This is a genomic window from Streptomyces sp. AC555_RSS877, from assembly GCF_019049245.1.
Lineage (GTDB): Bacteria > Actinomycetota > Actinomycetes > Streptomycetales > Streptomycetaceae > Streptomyces.
Window position 1 is genome coordinate 121,758 of record NZ_JAGMUK010000104.1, and the last position, 16,745, is coordinate 138,502.

The window sequence follows — 16,745 nt, forward strand, 5'->3', positions numbered from 1 at the left end:
TTCGAGTGAACTGTGGGTGAACACGCCGTGGCCGGGGGCCCTTCCCCGTCGCTACTGCCCGTCACCCGTGTCGATCGGGTCCTCCGGGATCTCCTCCGTCGGTGGCGTGGTCGTCGGCGTCGCCGATGGAGAGGTCGTCGGGGTCTGGCTCGGCGTCTCGGAGGGCGGCTTGGACGTCGGCGGTTCGGACGTCGGGGGCCTGGTCGTCGGTGCCTGGGTCGTCGGCTCCCGCGAGGGCGTCTGCGTCGGCCGCTGAGTGGGCGTCGGCTTCTTCGTCGGCTGGACCGCGGCGCCCTGGTCGGTGTCCAGGTCGAACTTGGAGTTCCTGGCCGAGATACCGAAGGTGTACGCCGCCCAGATCTGCGCCGGGAAGCCACCGCCGTTGACTCGCTCCTCGCCTCCGGCACCGTACATCTTGGTCTGCGCGCCGGTCTTGACGTCCTCGCCGAACAGGCCGACGGAGGTGACCAGGTCGGGCGTGTAGCCGGTGAACCAGGCCGACTTGTTGTCGTCGGAGGTGCCCGTCTTGCCGGCGACCGGCCGGCCGTCGCGCTCGGAGTTCTCGCGGACGGAGGTGCGGGCCGTGCCGTCGTCGATCACGCCGGTCAGGACCGAGGTGACGGTGTCGGCGGTCTCACGGCTGAGCACCTGGTCGCCGATCGGGTCGGGCAGCTCGACCGTGCGGGTGTTGTGCTCGGCCGACTTGAGGATGGTCGGGGTGACCTTCCTGCCGTGGTTGTCGAGGGTGGCGTAGACGCCGGCCATCTGCAGCGGGCTGGCGCCCATGGTGCCGAGGGTCTGCGCGGGCACCGCCTTGAGGTCGGCGGTGTCCATGCCGAGCTTGGCGGCCACCTCGAGGACGTTGTCCATGCCGACGTCGACGCCCAGCTGTGCGAAGACGGAGTTGATGGACTTGTTCATCGCGGTCTGGACGGTGACGTCGCCGTAGTTCCGGTCGTCCTCGTTCTCCGGCGAGAAGGCGATGTCGCTGCCCTCGACGGGACGCTTGCTGGTGCCGTCGTAGACCGTGCTCGCGGTGATCGGCTTGCCGTCCTGCGTCTTCGCGTTCTCCTCCAGCGCGGCGGCGAGGATCACCGGCTTGAACGTCGACGCGGGCTGGTAGTCGGCGCGGGTCGCGTTGCTGCGGAAGTGCTTGTAGTAGTCCTCACCGCCGTACAGCGCGAGTACCTTGCCCGTCTTGGGGTCGACGGACACCGCGCCGGCCTGGATGTTCTTGTCGACCGACCGCTTCTCGGGGTCGAGCTTGCTGGTCAGCTGGGTCTTGGCCGCCTTCTCCAGCTGGGCCTGCTTCTTCTTGTCGATGTTCAGGGTGATGGTCCAGCCCTGGTTGTCGACCTGTGCCTCGGCCTCGTCCCGCGAGATGCCCTGCTCCCGCATGAGCTGGTCCTCGAGCTGCCGGTTGGCGAGGTCGACCAGGTAGCCCTTCTGCCCGTCCAGACCGGGGGCGCCCTTCGGTTCCTTCGGCTTCGGGAACGTCATGGCGTCGCGCTTGGCCTTGCTCAGCCAGCCCTCCTCGACCATGTTGTCCAGGACGTAGTTCCAGCGCTCCGTCACCAGCTTCCTGCCGGTGTCGCTGGCGGCCGACCAGTCGTACTGGCTGGGGGCTTGGAGCAGTGCGGCGAGGTAGGCACCCTGCTCGACCTTGAGGTCCTTGGCGTCGACGCGGTAGTAGGCCTGGGCTGCGGCCTGGATGCCGTAGGCGCTGCGGCCGTAGTAGCTGGTGTTGATGTAGCCCGCGAGGATGTCGTCCTTGGACGTCGTGCGGTCCACCTTCAGCGAGATGACCAGTTCCTTCAGCTTGCGCGTGACGGTCTGGTCCTGGTTCAGGTAGTAGTTCTTGACGTACTGCTGGGTGATCGTCGAGCCACCCTGCTTGCCCTTGCCGGACAGCGTGTTGATCAGGCCGCGGGCAGTGCCCTTGAGGTCGACGCCGGCGTCCGTGTAGAAGGTCTTGTTCTCCGCCGCGACGAAGGTGTACTGGACGGGCTTGGGGACGTCGGCGAGATCCACGATCTCGCGGTTGGTCTCGCCCTTGCGGGTCAGGATCGAGCCGTCGCTGTACTTGTAGACGTTGCTCTGCTGCTGGGCGGCCGCGTTGCCCTTGGGGATGCCCACCATCATGTACAGCGCGATGAACGATCCGATGCCGAGCAGGCACAGTCCGAAAAAGGTGCCGAGGATCTTCTTCCAGGTGAAGAGCCTGCGTATGACGCTCTTCCCGGACTCGCCGCCCGCGGCGGCCGACGAACGGCGGCTCTTGGGCGCCGCGCGGCGACCACCGCGCTGCCGCGCTCGTCTCTCTTCCGCTCGTCCCATGAGTCCGCTCGCTCCGCTTCCTTCTCGGCTGTCACACAGGTTCGTGGCCCGGGTCAGCTCAGCAAGCTAACACCGCCGTATGTGACAAAGGGCCCTCGATCCGGTCTTTTACGGACGTGACAATCAGCACCTGCGTCCATGGAACCTGACTCCCGAAAGCGCTTCATGGTTGCCGCGGCGGGGTAAAGTGATATCACTTAGCTATACGTACGTCTTACGAGAACGGGGGGACCACATGTCCACGCACGACTCCACACCCACCGCCGACCTACCCCGGATGCCCGCCCCACGCGTGCGGGAGTTCGCCGCGCACAGCATCGGCGGCGCGCTCGCCCTGCTGCTGGGCCTGGTGGGCCTGTTGCTGGGCATCGGGCTGGTCGTGGGCGCTTCGGCGGAAGCCGCGGGCGGCGCCAAGGCCGCCCTGATCATCCTCGGCATCCTGATCGGCCTCGCCGCCTTCATCGCCATGTGCGGCCTGAACACGGTCGCGCCGGGCGAGGCCCGGGTGGTCCAGCTCTTCGGGCGCTACCGGGGGACGATCCGCGAGGACGGGCTGCGCTGGGTGAACCCGTTCACCTCCCGCGAGAAGATCTCCACCCGCGTCCGCAACCACGAGACGGCCGTTCTCAAGGTCAACGACGCCTACGGCAACCCGATCGAGCTCGCCGCGGTCGTGGTGTGGCGGGTCGAGGACACCGCGCAGGCCACCTTCGAGGTGGACGACTTCCTGGAGTTCGTCTCCACCCAGACCGAGGCGGCGGTACGGCACATCGCCATCGAGTACCCGTACGACGCCCACGAGGAGGACGGCCTCTCGCTGCGCGGCAACGCCGAGGAGATCACCGAGAAGCTGGCCGTCGAACTGCACGCGCGCGTGGAGGCGGCCGGCGTCTCCATCATCGAGTCCCGCTTCACGCACCTCGCGTACGCCCCCGAGATCGCCTCGGCGATGCTCCAGCGGCAGCAGGCCGGGGCGGTCGTCGCGGCGCGGCGGGAAATCGTGGACGGAGCGGTGGGCATGGTCGAGGCGGCGCTCGCCCGGATCTCCGAGCGGGGCATCGTGGAGCTGGACGACGAACGGAGGGCGGCGATGGTGTCCAACCTGATGGTGGTGCTGTGCGGCGACCGGGCACCGCAGCCGGTCCTGAACACGGGGACCCTCTACCAGTGACGGATCCCTCCGAGGGGCAGGCCCCTCAGCGTCGGCCGCAGCAGCGCAAGCAGGTGCTGCTGCGGCTGGACCCCGCGGTGTACGAGGCGCTCGCCCGGTGGGCCGGGGACGAGCTGCGGTCGGCGAACGCGCAGATCGAGTTCCTGTTGCGGAAGGCGCTGGCCGACGCGGGGCGGCTGCCGAGGGAGACCGGCCCCCTGCCCCGCCGGGGGCGTCCGCCCGGGGGTTCGGGGCCTGTCGCAGAACCGTGACAATCGGCTCCCACCTGCACGGTCGTACGGTCCGCGGTGGACTACACACTCAAGGTATACATGAGGGGTATACACCCCATGTACAGTCCTCCCCATGTCCATCGGTCACACCCTCCTGGGACTCCTGGAGTCCGGCCCCCGTCACGGTTACGACCTGAAACGGGCCTTCGACGAGAAGTTCGGTCACGACCGGCCGCTGCACTACGGCCAGGTCTACTCGACGATGTCCCGCCTGCTGAAGAACGGGCTCGTCGAGGTCGACGGGGTCGAACCCGGCGACGGGCCGGAGCGGAAGCGGTACGCCATCACCGAGGCCGGCGTCACCGACGTACAGCGGTGGCTCGCGACCCCGGAGAAGCCGGAGCCGTACCTCCAGTCCACGCTGTACACCAAGGTCGTCCTCGCGCTGCTCACCCGGCGCGACGCGGGCGACATCCTCGACACCCAGCGCGCCGAGCACCTGCGCATGATGCGGATCCTCACCGACCGCAAGCGCAAGGGCGACCTGGCCGACCAGCTGATCTGCGACCACGCGCTGTTCCACCTGGAAGCCGACCTGCGCTGGCTGGAGCTGACGGCCGCGCGGCTGGAGAAGCTCGCCGAGGTGGTGGCCAAATGAGCGCGCCCGCAGGCTCCCTGCTCGCGGCCGACGAGCTGCGCAAGGCCTACGGGCCGACCGTCGCGCTCGACGGCGCCGAGTTCTCCGTCCACGCCGGTGAGATCGTCGCCGTGATGGGCCCGTCCGGGTCCGGCAAGTCGACGCTGCTGCACTGTCTCGCCGGGATCGTGCCGCCCGACTCCGGGTCGATCACGTACAACGGGCACGAGATGGCCACCATGAACGACGCCCAGCGCAGTGCGCTCCGGCGCAGCGAGTTCGGGTTCGTCTTCCAGTTCGGGCAGCTGGTTCCCGAGTTGACCTGCGTGGAGAACGTCGCCCTGCCGCTCAGGCTGAACGGCGCCTCCCGCAAGGCGGCCGAGCAGGCCGCCCTGTCCTGGATGGAGCGGCTGGAGGTCGACGACCTGCGCAAGAAGCGGCCCGGTGAGGTGTCCGGCGGGCAGGGGCAGCGGGTCGCCGTCGCCCGTGCCCTCGTCACCAACCCGCGCGTGCTGTTCGCCGACGAGCCGACCGGCGCGCTCGACTCCCTCAACGGCGAGCGCGTGATGGAACTGCTTACCGACGCCGCCCGGTCCACCAACGCCGCCGTCGTGCTGGTCACGCACGAGGCACGGGTGGCCGCCTACTCCGACCGCGAGATCGTCGTACGGGACGGCAAGTCCCGGGACATGGAGCGGGTCGTATGAGCGTGCGGCAGTGGTGGCGGGACCTGGCCATGGGGGTCAGGTTCGCCTTCGCCGGCGGGCGCGAGGGGTGGATGCGGGCGCTGCTGACGGCCGTCGGGGTGGGGCTCGGGGTGGCGTTGCTGCTGCTGACGACCGCGCTGCCGAACGCGCTGGCCGTCCGGGACGACCGGGAGGCCGCCCGCAACGACCTCTACTACGGCGACACCGACACCAAGGTGTCCAGGTCGGACCACTCCCTCCTGATCGACAACGCCGGTACGACCTTCCGCGACAAGGACGTCCGGGGGCGGGAGCTGGAGCCGGAGGGACCGCGGGCGCCGCTGCCGCCGGGGGTGGAGAAGTTCCCGGCGAAGGGCGAGATGGTGGTCTCCCCCGCGCTGAAGGACCTCCTGGAGTCCGGCTCCGGGAAGCTGCTGCGGGAGCGGCTGCCGCAGCGGATCGTCGGCACGATCGGGGAGAGCGGGCTGATCGGCTCGGCCGAGCTCGCCTTCTACCGCGGCGGCCAGGGCCTCGCCGAAGAGCTCGGCGGAGGCGGGGTGGCGCGGATCGAGCGGTTCGGGCTCTCCCAGGAGACGTCCGAGGAGATGGACCCCGTCCTGCTCCTGCTGATCCTCGTCGTCTTCGTGGTCCTGCTGATGCCGGTCGCCGTCTTCATCGCCGCGGCCGTGCGCTTCGGCGGCGAGCGGCGCGACCGGCGGCTCGCGGCGCTCAGGCTGGTGGGCTCCGACAGCCGGTCCACCCGGCGGATCGCCGCCGGCGAGGCGCTCGCGGGCGCGGTGCTCGGGCTGGTGTTCGGAGCGGGCTTCTTCCTGATCGGCCGTGAAGTGGCGGGCTCGGTCGAGGTCTTCGACATCAGCGTGTTCCCGAGTTACCTCAACCCCTCCCCCGCGCTCGCCCTGCTCGTCGGCCTCGCGGTGCCGGCGGCCGCCGTGCTGGTCACGCTGTTCGCGCTGCGCCGTGTGGTGATCGAGCCGCTCGGTGTGGTGCGTACGGCGAAGCCCACGCGGCGCCGGCTGTGGTGGCGGCTGCTGCTGCCGCTGGCCGGGCTCGCGATGCTCTACCCGATGGTCGGACAGGGCCGCGACGAGGGCGACTTCAACCAGTACCTCGTCACCGGCGGGGTCGTCCTCCTGCTCGTCGGCGTGACCGCGCTGCTGCCGTGGATCGTCGAGGCGGTCGTCGGCCGGCTCGGTGGGGGCGGCGTGGCCTGGCAACTGGCTGTACGCAGGCTCCAGTTGAGCAGCGGTACGGCGGCCCGCATGGTCAACGGCATCGCGGTGGCGGTGGCCGGGGCGATCGCGCTGCAGATGCTGTTCGCCGGGGTGGAGAACGACTACACGGAAGACACCGGCTACGACGTCTCGCTGGCGCAGATGCAGGTGTCGCTGAGGGACGGGGAACCGCTCGGCCCCTCCGCCGAGAAGTTCCGGCGGACCCAGGGCGTGCGCCAGGTCTACGCGTACTCCGAGGGACACGTCGGCGAGCGGCGCACGGATCCGCTCCTCGGCACCCAGGTGACCGTCGCGGACTGCGCGTCACTGCGGGAGGTGGCCACGCTGCCCTCGTGCCGGGACGGCGACACGTTCTTCGTACGGGGTGCCGACTACGACACCGACACGCTGAAGCTGGCGAAGGCCGGACACACGCTGTACCTCGACCCGTCCTTCGAGGGCGACGCGAAGAGCTCGGAGGTGCCCTGGGTGGTCCCGTCGGGCGTGAAGCAGGCGCAGACCCGCCTGGACCCGACCGGGTCGGAGCGGGGCGGCTTCCTGATCACTCCGAAGGCGCTGCCGGACGCGGCCGGCGAGGCCCTGGACGGACAGCTCTACCTCAAGCTCGACGAGTCCGTGCCGGACGTCCACGACCTGGTGCGCAACACGGCGGCGACCATCGACCCGTCGAGGGAGCCCATGGTCTGGCGGTCGGACCAGCAGGCCGACGGCTACACCGCCATCCGCACCGGCCTGTTCGTCGGCGCAGCCTGCGTGCTCGCCCTCATCGGCGCGAGCATCCTGGTCTCCCAGCTGGAGCAGCTGCGCGAGCGCAAGAAGCTGTTGTCGGCCCTGGTCGCCTTCGGTACCCGGCGGCGCACACTGAGTCTGTCGGTGATGTGGCAGACGGCCATCCCGATCGCGCTGGGTCTGCTGCTGGCCACGGTGGTGGGGCTGACGCTGGGGGCGGTCCTGCTGCGGATGACGAGCACGACCGTACGCGTGGACTGGCCGAGCGTGCTGTCGATGGCCGGCGTCGGTGCGGCGGTCGTCCTGGTGGTGACGCTGCTCAGCCTGCCGCCGCTGCTGAGGCTGATGCGGCCGGACGGGCTGCGGACGGAGTAGCGGCAGCGGGGCCCTCCGGTTTCCCGGAGGGCCCCGCTGTTCTCCTCACCCGGTCGCAGTGGTCGCCTGTCCGGTGAGGATCGCGTCGATACGGCGCAGGGCCGGCTGGGTCGCGCGGTGGAGCTGGTCCACGTCGGTCCCCTCGTCGGCGACGACGACCATCAGCGCGGTCTCGCCGACGGCGTAGACGGCCGCGCAGCCGTGGCTGCCGTACGTCACCGTCCGGGACAGCGCGCCGCGCCCCGTCGCCTCGGCGGTACGGCGGGCGAGACCGAGACCTGCCGCGGCGAGCGCGGCGATGCCCTCGGGCTCGATGGAGTCGGCGGTGTCGGCGGTGTCGACTGCGATCAGCAGTCCGTCGGCGGCGGCTACGGCGGTGTCGGTGATCCCGGCGACCTGCTCGCGCAGGCCGCGCATTTCCAGCGCGAGGGCTTCGTGATCCATGTATCCCACTCCCCTAGTTCTGTCCGGCGTCCCGCGGCGCACCGGTACGGCCATCGGGGCCGTGCCCGGTCAGGGTCGTGGGAGCAGCCGGCGGCCCGGCATCGCGTGGCGCTGAGGGGCAAGGTGTATCAGGCCGGGCGCATATTCTGGACGCGGTCTCCCAAGCTGTCCACGACTGACGGAAGTTGAGGCTTCCGCCTCACCAACTGCCTTTGTCAGTCGCCCGTTTGCACGATTACGACACACGGCAGCCGCTGACGGACCACGAGTGCGCGTTCTCCGCGTACGGCGGCGTCCGGGACCCGGGCCGCGAGCTATGCCGGCGGGGGCGTTTCGGTCGGGTCCGACCCCATCGCCGTGGCGCCCCTGGGACGCGGCGACTGTTTCAGCGCGACCTCATGGGAGTACGACCGCAGATAGCCGACCACCGTGTTCGCCACCGCCACCAGCGGCACCGCCACCACCGCCCCTCCGATGCCTGCGATCATCCCGCCCGCGGCGACCGACAGGACCACCGCCAGCGGATGCACCCGCACCGCGCGGCCCAGGATGAACGGCTGGAGGATGTGGCCCTCGATCTGCTGGACCGCCAGGACCACCACCAACACCATGACCGCCGTGAAGACGCCCTGCGTCACCAGCGCGACGACCACCGCCAGCGCGCCGGACATGACCGCGCCCACGAGGGGGATGAAGGCGAACAGGAAGATGAAGACGGCGAGCGGGACGGCCATCGGGACATCGAGGAAGTAGATGCCCAGGCCGATGAAGATGGCGTCGATCAGGGCCACTATCACCGTGCCGCGGACGTACGCCGTCAGCGTCCGCCAGGCCCGCGGGCCCGCACCCGCCACGCCCGGCCGGGCCGCCGCCGGCACCAGCTTCAGCGTCCACTCCCAGATGCGCCGGCCGTCGTACAGCAGGAACAGCGTCGAGAAGGCCGCCAGCAGTATGCCGGTCAGCGCCTCGACCACGACCGTCACGCCCTCCAGACCGGCCGAGGTGATCTGGTCGGTGTTCGCGCCGACCGCTTCGCGCAGGTTCTCGGCGATGTCGTTGATCTGCTTGTCGGTGACGTGGAAGGGGCTGTTGAGCAGCCACTTGCGCAGCTCGTCGATGCCGTCCTGGATCTGGTCGGAGAGGTTGTCGATGTTCTCCATGACCTGCCAGGTCACGAACCAGCCGATGAGGCCCATCACGACGAACCCGAGGATCGCGGTGAGGGCGGTGGCGAGCCCGCGCGGGAAGCCGAGCCGCCGCAGCCGTTCCACGGTCGGCTGGAGCAGGGCCGTGATGAGCAGTGCCGCCACGAAGGCCAGCACCACGAGCTGTACGGCGCTGATGATCCGCATGAGGACCCAGACCGTGCCCGCGAGGACGAGCAGCCGCCAGCCGGCCTCGGCGGCGACGCGCACCCCCCAGGGCACGGCCAGCGCGGGATCCGGGCGGTCCACCACGACCACCGGCACGGGGTCCGTGGGCGGCGGGAGGTGGTCGCCGGGCAGGTCCCGCTCCTCCGCCTCCGCGTGCTCCCGCTCCGCCTCGGCCCGGCGCTCGCCGAACCGCTCACCCATGTCGGTCAGTCTGGCGCCGAGCCGTCCGAGCCACCCAGGCACTCGTGACATGATCCGTCCCTCTCCCCCGTCCGTCCCCACCACTCCCCCTGGCGTCGTCGGCACCGACCGTACATGGCGAAAGCCCCTCCCCCTAGGACGGGGAGGGGCTGCGCCGGGTTGAGCCGGTGTCGGCTAGTACCAGTGGTTGGCCTGCCAGAACGACCAGGCCTCACAGGGGCTGCCGTAGCGGCTGTCCATGTAGTTGAGGCCCCACTTGATCTGGGTGGCCGGGTTGGTCTGCCAGTCGGAGCCGACCGACGACATCTTGGAACCCGGCAGGGCCTGGAAGAGACCGTAGGCACCGGAGGAGGGGTTGACGGCCCGGTAGTTCCAGGTGGACTCGTGGTCCACGATGTTGCTGAAGCACTGCCACTGGCCGCTCGGCACCATCGCCTGCGCCATCGCCTGGATCTGCGCGATGGTGTAGGAGTTCTGGACGGGGAAGCTGGAGGAGTCCCGGCTGGCCTTGGTCTTCGCCTCGGCGCGTTCCTTGGCCTCCTGGGCAGCCTTCTCGGCGGCTTCCTTCTTCTCGATCGCGGTCTGGGCGGCAGCCTTGCGGGCCGCTTCCTCCGCCACCTTCTTGGCGCTCGCGTCCGCGGCGATGGCCTGTACGTCCGCCTGCTGTGTCAGGGAGGCGGTCTGCACCTGGGCCTGCTGACCCGCGGGGATGTCTGCGAGGAGCGTCGAGTCGGCTGCCGTCACCTCGGCGTCGTTGTTCTGCGCGGTGCTGCCCGAGGCAACTCCAACAACGCTTCCGACAGCGGTGACCGCCGTGGCAGAGGCCACTGCGAATCCCCGGACCGAAATCGGGCTCACACGGTTTCCTTCCAGCATCGCCCGCTTCGGTGACCCTGGCGGACGCAATCGTGCCCCTTGCACTGGCCTCCCAACTGCGGGTCACGGAGGCGCGGACCCGGCGGGGCAACTCCCCAAGGGGAGCGCCATGTGGAGACGCGGGCGGCATACGGCGACGGTATGGAGTTGACGTGGTCCTACTGTGGTGCCGTACCGCTGGGGGTACAGGTGTGCCGTATGCGGGGCCTGACAGGAGTGAGACTCTGCCGTAACCGGACGCCGCAAGGCAATTCTGTGTTGCGTGTGAAAGCTCACATGCCGTTTGGGCCTGGGGATATCGGAAAACTCCACACGCGAAGGCGCCGCCCGGCTAGGCTCACTGCCTTTCCGAACGGCGCCAACTGCTGCGAAACCACCCCGAGATGGGGCGTGAAGGTCAGATGTGCCCGTCCTCCAGCATTTCGGTCACAAGGGCGGCGATCTGGGACCTCTCGGATCGCGTCAGCGTGACATGGGCGAAGAGCGGATGCCCCTTCAGTTTCTCGACGACGGCGACGACACCGTCGTAGCGGCCGACTCGCAGATTGTCCCTTTGTGCCACATCGTGGGTCAGAACGACCCGCGAATTCGCGCCGATCCGGGACAGAACGGTCAGCAGGACGTTCCGTTCCAGCGACTGCGCCTCGTCCACGATCACGAACGCGTCGTGCAGGGAGCGGCCGCGGATGTGGGTGAGAGGGAGTACCTCCAGCATCCCGCGTGCGGTGATCTCCTCGATGACCTCGCGGCTGGTGACCGCGGACAGCGTGTCGAAGACCGCCTGTGCCCAGGGGCTCATCTTCTCGGACTCGGAGCCGGGCAGATAGCCGAGCTCCTGCCCGCCCACCGCGTACAGCGGCCGGAAGACCATCACCTTCTTGTGCTGACGGCGCTCCAGGACCGCCTCGAGCCCCGCGCACAGCGCGAGCGCCGACTTGCCGGTGCCGGCCCGGCCGCCCATGGACACGATCCCGACGTCCGGGTCGAGGAGCAGGTCGAGCGCGATGCGCTGCTCGGCGCTCCTGCCCTTGATGCCGAAGACCTCGCGGTCCCCGCGCACCACCCGGATGTTGCCCTCGGGCGTGACCCGGCCGAGCGCCTTGCCGCGCTCGGACTGGATGGTCAGACCGGTGTGCACGGGCAGGTCCGCGGCCTCGGGGACGTAGACCTGTCCCTCCTCGAAGAGGATGTCCACCTGCTCGCCGGGCAGGGTCAGTTCGGACATTCCGGTCCAGCCGGAGGAGTCCGTGATGGCGAGCTCGGCGCGGTACTCCTCGGCGAGGAGCCCGACGGACGAGGCCTTGATCCTGAGTGGGAGGTCCTTCGACACGACTGTGACGTCGAACCCCTCGGCCTGCAGGTTGCGGGCGACCGCGAGGATGCGGGAGTCGTTGTCCCCGAGGCGGTAGCCGCTTGGCAGCACGCTCGGGTCCGAGTGGTTGAGCTCGACACGGAGGGTCCCGCCGAGGTCCCCGATGGGGATGGGGGCATCGAGGCGGCCGTGCCGGACCCGGAACTCGTCGAGCAGGCGCAGTGCCTGCCGGGCGAAGTAGCCGAGTTCGGGATGGTGCCGCTTGGCCTCCAGCTCCGTCACCACGACGATCGGCAGCACGACTTCATGCTCGTCGAAGCGGTTCAGGGCGTGCGGGTCGGCCAGCAGGACGCTGGTGTCGAGAACATAAGTGCGCCGGTCTGGCTTGGGGCGCTTTGTGCTGGTCACCACGGAAGGACGTACCCCCTCGGATGAGGTCGGGGAGCGACGGAGTGGAGCTGGACCGGTCGTCGGCCGCCCTGCACGGGCCGAGAACCGGCCCTCCGCGTCGTCGTCCGCGCTGTGACCGCACGGTCGGGCTGGTGCAAAGGGCCTCCCGGGCGGACGGCCCCGTGCCGTCCGCTGAGATACGACACCCGTGGTTCGGGCGTCGACCTGCTTGGCTTATGCCCTCGAACATGCGCCGCCATGCCAGTGCATATGACGGCGCGCTGGTGAACTCCTTGTTACTTCCGCCCCAAACGGGGTATACGGACGCCCTTCGGCGAGGCGCGCGCCTCAGCCGCCGTAACGCCGGTGGCGTGCCGCGTAGTCACGCAGGGCACGCAGGAAGTCGACCTTGCGGAAGGCCGGCCAGAAGACCTCACAGAAGTAGTACTCCGAGTGGGCCGTCTGCCACAGCATGAATCCGGACAGCCGCTGTTCGCCGCTGGTACGGATCACCAGGTCGGGGTCGGGCTGGTCGCCGGTGTAGAGGTGGCGGCCGATCATGTCGACGTCGACGGACTCGGCGAGGTCCGCCATCGAGGTGCCCTTGTCGGCGGCGTCGAGGATCATCGAGCGGACCGCGTCGGCGATCTCCTGACGGCCGCCGTAGCCGATGGCGACGTTGACCAGTATTCCGTCGACCTTCTCGGTGACCTCCTCGGCCTCCTTGATGGTGCGCTGCATCCCCTCCGGCAGCAGGTCGAGCGTGCCGACGTGGTGGACACGCCAGCGGCCGTCGGCGGCGAGCGAGCGGACGACGTCCTCGATGATCCCGAAGAGCGGGACGAGCTCTTCCTGTGGCCGGTCGAAGTTGTCCGTGGAGAACAGCCAGAGGGTGACGACCTCGACGTCCGTCTCGGTGCACCAGCCGAGGAACTCCTCGATCTTGTCGGCACCCGCTCGGTGACCCTGGGCTGTGGTGGAACCCGCGGCCTTCGCCCAGCGCCGGTTGCCGTCCATGACGACGCCGATGTGCTTGGGCACCTGGGCGTGGTCCAGGTGACCTTCCACCCGGCGTGCGTACAGCCTGACGAGCAGGCTGCGCAGCTTGTCGCGCAGGTTCACGTGTTTGTCAGCCCCTCCGTACGGTGGCGGTCCCCGCGGAGCGAAGGGTATCGCGGGCGCGTGGTCCGGGTTGCGGGCGGGTTCGGGCGCCACCTCGGGGAGCGCTTGCGCCCTTGAGAGACGCGCGGTGGTCCGTCACCTCCGTACGGGTGCCCCGTCCGGACAAAGAAAACGGGCCGGTCCGTGGGGGGGAGACGGACCGGCCCGAGGGGGGGTTTCCACCATAACCCTTCGTAAGTGATGCTGCGTGCATCGGCGTGCCATCACTACTCTCCGGAGTCGGGCGGCGACGGCCAGATGGCCGTTCTGAGGCCTCTCCGGGGCGGGTTCGTGGCCGGAATCCAGCGGATTCTCAGGGGAATCGGGCGGGATCCGGGGAGATCCGGGAGGTTCCGTGTGCATCCCTCTTCCGGGTGACACCCGGACGCGCGCGCCTTTGACGCGGTACCGCGCAGCCCCCTCCACTGCGCGGCACCGCCCGCGCAACTTTGCTCACGCGAATTAACCTTGGTCTGAACTTACTGGAGACTCGGGGCCTGATGCGAGTCGCCTGCGATAACAAAGCGGGAACCGTGTGGAGCCATGGATACACGGCGGCGACACCACCCGATCGCCCGTTTCCGGAGAACCAGGGCTCGACAGCTAGGACAGGATCTGACCTCGTCACGCCCTACCGTCGACCCATGACCGTGACGATCACGTGGGACCAGGCCAGTGCCCGGCGGCTCGAACGACAGTTCCTGACCACTCCCGCAGAGAGGGGCACTCCGACCGCCGACATCGTCGGCGCGATGCTCGCCGCGCACGCGCAGGTGCTGTCCGCGGCGGAGGTGTCGGTGGGGGTGCGGGGCACGGGGACCACCCGGGCGGACGTACGGGCGGCGCTGTGGGAGGACCGTTCCCTGGTGAAGACGCACGGTCCGCGCGGGACCGTCCATCTGCTCACCCTGCGTGAGCTGCCGCTGTGGAGCGCCGCGCTGCCGGCCGTGCCGTCCGGCGCGAGCCCCTTCGCGCCGGACGTCCGGGTCACCGAGGAGCAGGCCGGGCAGATCGTGGCGGCGATCGGGGACGCCCTGGACGGCGTGTACCTGACCGTCGACGAACTGACCGAGGAGATCGTCGCCCGTACCGGCTCCTGGGCCGGCGACCCGGTGATGCCCGCCTTCCAGGACCTGTGGCCGCGCTGGCGGCAGGTGCTGCACCGGGCCGGGCAGTCCGGCGCCCTGTGCTTCGGCCCGAGCCGGGGCCGCAAGGTGACGTACACCCGCCCGCCGCAGTTCGACCCGCTGCCGCCCCGGGACGCGGTGCGTGAACTCGTACGGCGATACCTGCGCGCCTACGGCCCCTCGACACCGGCGTACTTCGCCAAGTGGCTCGCCGCGCCGGTCGGCTGGGCCGACGGCCTGTTCAGGGAGCTTGCCAAGTCGGGCGCGATCGAGGACGTCGTCTTCGAGGGCGCACCGGCGTGGGTGGCGGCCGGCGACACCGCCTTCCCCGACGGGCCGGCCCGGGGCGTGCGGCTGCTGCCCTACTTCGACGCCTACGGCATCGCCGCGCAGCCCCGTGAGCTGCTGTTCCCCGGGGCCGCGTACCGGCGGGCACTGGCGGGCGGGCAGGCCGGGAACCATCCCGTGCTGCTCGTCGACGGTGTGGTGGCGGGTGTGTGGCACCAGCGGCGCCAGGGACGCCGCACGACCGTCACCGTGGAGCCGCTGCGGCGCCTGACGGCGCGGCAGGAGCGGGAGTTGGGGGAGCAGGCGGAACGGGTGGGCGACGTGCTGGAAGCGCGGGCGGAGCTGGTGATCGGGGAGGTGACGGTGGGGCCACACGCGTGAGCACGCGCGGTGGGCGTGCGTGAGGCTTCACGGCTTCGGCTTGCGGGCGTCGAAGAGGTGCCGGGCGCTGTGGGCGACGAAGGGGCCCTCTGACTCGATCTGCTCGTGCAGGGCGCGCAGTTGGGGCTCATAGGCCTCGACGGTGAAGTCGGGGACCATCCACACGACCTTGCGCAGGAAGTGGACGACGGCGGCGATGTCACGGAACTCCATACGGAGGCGCTCCGCACGCAGGTCGACGATCTCCAGTCCCGCGGCCTCCGCGTCGGCGCGTTCGCGGTCGGGATGACGGCCACTGCGCTGTTCCTGCGACAAGGGACCGAGGAAGTACTCGACGAGCTCGAACACACTGGTGGGCCCGACGTGTTGGGCGAAGTAGGTGCCGCCGGGCTCCAGAACACGGGCGATCTCCGGCCAGTTGGGACTGACGGGGTGACGGCTCACCACGAGATCGAAGGCCGCGTCCCCGAAGGGCAGTGGCGCGTCGTCCGGCGAGGCGACGACGGCCACTCCGCGCGGGCGGAGCAGGGCGGTGGCCTTGGCCACGTTCGGCGGCCAGCCCTCGGTCGCGACGGTGAGCGCGGGCGCCTTCGGTGCGGCGGCGCCGAGGGCGAAGTCCAGGACCTCCCCTCCGCCGGTCTGGAGGTCCAGCACGGCCGTCGCGGCGGCCAGCCGGTCCGCCATCGAGCGCGCGTAGCCCCAGGAGGGCCGCGCCTCGGTGGCCCGCCCTTCGAACCAGGAGAAGTCCCACCCCTCGGTGGGGACGGCGGCGCCCTCGGCGACGAGCTCCTCGAAGCCGCGTCGCTCCTGCTCCCCCGGGCCGTGTTCCGTCGTGCCCCTCTGCTCTGCCATGGGGTGATCGTCGCAGGGCGTTGTCAGTGGGCGCTGCTAATTTTTACGACATGACGAGCCAGGACGTTCAGGGCGTAACAGGCACTTCAGGCATGCCGTATGCGGGCGGGGAGAAGGAGACGCTGCGCGCGAGCCTGGACCGCCACCGGGACGCGGTGCTGTGGAAACTGGAGGGACTTGACCACGAGCAGCTGCGCCGGCCGATGACCCCGTCCGGCACGAACCTGCTCGGACTGCTGAAGCACCTCGGATCGGTGGAGTACGGCTGGTTCGTGCAGGCCTTCGGCGGCGAGGTGGAGCCGCTGTGGTTCGACCCCTACAGCGCCGAGGACATGTGGGTGGGCGAGGACGAGCCGAAGACCCGTATCGTCGAGTTCTACGGCCGCGCCCGCACCGCCGCCGACCACATGATCTCCACCCTGCCCCTGGACGCCCTGGGCCACCCGGCATGGCGCCGGGACGACGCCGTGTCCCTGCGCTGGGTCCTGGTCCACATGATCGAGGAGACCGCGAGACACGCGGGCCACATGGACATCCTGCGGGAGCTCATCGACGGGAAGACGGGCGACCACCGGCCGCGCTGACCCGTCACAGGTGTTGGTACGTGATCACCGCCATGGGGAGGATGAAGGCAACGGCGCAGAGGGAAGGTGGCGGTACGGGCATGGGGCGGTGGCGTGACGGGCGGGGGAAGCTGGTCGTACCCGGCGAGGGTGAGGCGGTCGTCAGGGTTCCCCTGGAGATCGCCGCCTCGTACCGGGCCCGTACGAAGGGCCTGCTCGGCCGGGACTCCGTCGACGGGGCGATGCTCCTCTCCCCCGCCAACAGCGTCCACACCTTCCGGATGCGCATACCCATCGACGTCGCGTACCTGGACCGGAAACTCAAGGTCATCGCCGTGCGCACCATGAAGTCGGGCCGGTTGGGGCTGCCGCGGGTG

General features: G+C 69.9%; 15 protein-coding genes. 8 read left to right on the top strand and 7 right to left on the bottom strand.

Annotated features, from left to right (window positions below; translation table 11 throughout):
- Positions 1-51: 51 nt before the first annotated feature.
- Positions 52-2,337, bottom strand: a complete 2,286-nt coding sequence (locus tag KUM49_RS36005; RefSeq protein WP_217241160.1) for a transglycosylase domain-containing protein — start codon at positions 2,335-2,337, stop codon at positions 52-54.
- A gap of 235 nt (positions 2,338-2,572) precedes the next feature.
- On the opposite strand from KUM49_RS36005, the gene KUM49_RS36010 reads away from it, so the two are divergent.
- From KUM49_RS36010 to KUM49_RS36030, 5 genes are all read left to right on the top strand, one after another.
- Positions 2,573-3,508 (top strand): SPFH domain-containing protein, encoded by a 936-nt coding sequence (locus tag KUM49_RS36010; protein WP_217241161.1) that lies wholly within the window; start codon positions 2,573-2,575, stop codon positions 3,506-3,508.
- On the top strand, positions 3,505-3,759 hold the full coding sequence (locus KUM49_RS36015) for a hypothetical protein (protein ID WP_308406917.1): 255 nt from the start codon (positions 3,505-3,507) through the stop codon (positions 3,757-3,759). The genes KUM49_RS36010 and KUM49_RS36015 overlap by 4 nt, the downstream gene beginning before the upstream one ends.
- A 94-nt stretch (positions 3,760-3,853) precedes the next feature.
- A complete protein-coding gene (locus KUM49_RS36020; RefSeq protein WP_217241163.1) occupies positions 3,854-4,378 on the top strand; it encodes a PadR family transcriptional regulator in 525 nt (174 codons plus the stop codon).
- Complete coding sequence (locus KUM49_RS36025) at positions 4,375-5,064, top strand: ABC transporter ATP-binding protein (protein WP_217241164.1); 690 nt, start codon at positions 4,375-4,377, stop codon at positions 5,062-5,064. The genes KUM49_RS36020 and KUM49_RS36025 overlap by 4 nt, the downstream gene beginning before the upstream one ends.
- Positions 5,061-7,400 (top strand): ABC transporter permease, encoded by a 2,340-nt coding sequence (locus KUM49_RS36030; RefSeq protein WP_217241165.1) that lies wholly within the window; start codon positions 5,061-5,063, stop codon positions 7,398-7,400. The genes KUM49_RS36025 and KUM49_RS36030 overlap by 4 nt, the downstream gene beginning before the upstream one ends.
- Before the next feature lie 45 nt (positions 7,401-7,445).
- Here KUM49_RS36030 and KUM49_RS36035 read toward each other — a convergent pair whose 3' ends face one another.
- From KUM49_RS36035 to KUM49_RS36055, 5 genes are all read right to left on the bottom strand, one after another.
- Entirely contained in the window at positions 7,446-7,844 is a 399-nt protein-coding gene (locus tag KUM49_RS36035; RefSeq protein WP_217241166.1) for a roadblock/LC7 domain-containing protein, read from the bottom strand.
- A 314-nt stretch (positions 7,845-8,158) separates the two neighbouring features.
- Positions 8,159-9,469 (bottom strand): AI-2E family transporter, encoded by a 1,311-nt coding sequence (locus tag KUM49_RS36040; RefSeq protein WP_217241167.1) that lies wholly within the window; start codon positions 9,467-9,469, stop codon positions 8,159-8,161.
- Positions 9,470-9,592: 123 nt separating this feature from the next.
- A complete protein-coding gene (locus KUM49_RS36045; RefSeq protein WP_217241168.1) occupies positions 9,593-10,294 on the bottom strand; it encodes a transglycosylase SLT domain-containing protein in 702 nt (233 codons plus the stop codon).
- A gap of 397 nt (positions 10,295-10,691) precedes the next feature.
- A complete protein-coding gene (locus KUM49_RS36050) occupies positions 10,692-12,017 on the bottom strand; it encodes a PhoH family protein (RefSeq protein WP_217241169.1) in 1,326 nt (441 codons plus the stop codon).
- 327 nt (positions 12,018-12,344) lie between these two features.
- Entirely contained in the window at positions 12,345-13,118 is a 774-nt protein-coding gene (locus tag KUM49_RS36055) for an isoprenyl transferase (protein ID WP_217241170.1), read from the bottom strand.
- A gap of 683 nt (positions 13,119-13,801) precedes the next feature.
- On the opposite strand from KUM49_RS36055, the gene KUM49_RS36060 reads away from it, so the two are divergent.
- Positions 13,802-14,953, top strand: a complete 1,152-nt coding sequence (locus KUM49_RS36060) for a winged helix DNA-binding domain-containing protein (RefSeq protein ID WP_217241171.1) — start codon at positions 13,802-13,804, stop codon at positions 14,951-14,953.
- Between the two features lie 27 nt (positions 14,954-14,980).
- On the opposite strand, the gene KUM49_RS36065 is transcribed toward KUM49_RS36060, so the two are convergent.
- Positions 14,981-15,805, bottom strand: a complete 825-nt coding sequence (locus KUM49_RS36065; protein WP_217241172.1) for a class I SAM-dependent methyltransferase — start codon at positions 15,803-15,805, stop codon at positions 14,981-14,983.
- A 50-nt stretch (positions 15,806-15,855) separates the two neighbouring features.
- Between KUM49_RS36065 and KUM49_RS36070 the strand changes: the two genes are divergently transcribed.
- The gene (locus KUM49_RS36070; protein ID WP_374200242.1) at positions 15,856-16,389 is read left to right on the top strand and encodes a DinB family protein; all 534 of its coding nucleotides are present in this window, start codon (positions 15,856-15,858) and stop codon (positions 16,387-16,389) included.
- An 80-nt stretch (positions 16,390-16,469) separates the two neighbouring features.
- Positions 16,470-16,745, top strand: a 276-nt coding sequence (locus KUM49_RS36075) for a DUF192 domain-containing protein (protein WP_217241173.1), incomplete at its 3' end; no start/stop codon positions are given.

Excerpts from the sequence above, each read along its gene's own strand:
- KUM49_RS36045 (WP_217241168.1), bottom strand. The coding sequence starts at position 10,294 with ATGCTGGAAGGAAACCGTGTGAGCCCGATTTCGGTCCGGGGATTCGCA.
- KUM49_RS36040 (WP_217241167.1), bottom strand. The coding sequence starts at position 9,469 with ATGTCACGAGTGCCTGGGTGGCTCGGACGGCTCGGCGCCAGACTGACC.
- KUM49_RS36070 (WP_374200242.1), top strand. The coding sequence starts at position 15,856 with ATGACGAGCCAGGACGTTCAGGGCGTAACAGGCACTTCAGGCATGCCG.
- KUM49_RS36065 (WP_217241172.1), bottom strand. The coding sequence starts at position 15,805 with ATGGCAGAGCAGAGGGGCACGACGGAACACGGCCCGGGGGAGCAGGAG.
- KUM49_RS36010 (WP_217241161.1), top strand. The coding sequence starts at position 2,573 with ATGTCCACGCACGACTCCACACCCACCGCCGACCTACCCCGGATGCCC.
- KUM49_RS36060 (WP_217241171.1), top strand. The coding sequence starts at position 13,802 with ATGACCGTGACGATCACGTGGGACCAGGCCAGTGCCCGGCGGCTCGAA.
- KUM49_RS36025 (WP_217241164.1), top strand. The coding sequence starts at position 4,375 with ATGAGCGCGCCCGCAGGCTCCCTGCTCGCGGCCGACGAGCTGCGCAAG.
- KUM49_RS36035 (WP_217241166.1), bottom strand. The coding sequence starts at position 7,844 with ATGGATCACGAAGCCCTCGCGCTGGAAATGCGCGGCCTGCGCGAGCAG.
- KUM49_RS36030 (WP_217241165.1), top strand. The coding sequence starts at position 5,061 with ATGAGCGTGCGGCAGTGGTGGCGGGACCTGGCCATGGGGGTCAGGTTC.
- KUM49_RS36020 (WP_217241163.1), top strand. The coding sequence starts at position 3,854 with ATGTCCATCGGTCACACCCTCCTGGGACTCCTGGAGTCCGGCCCCCGT.
- KUM49_RS36005 (WP_217241160.1), bottom strand. The coding sequence starts at position 2,337 with ATGGGACGAGCGGAAGAGAGACGAGCGCGGCAGCGCGGTGGTCGCCGC.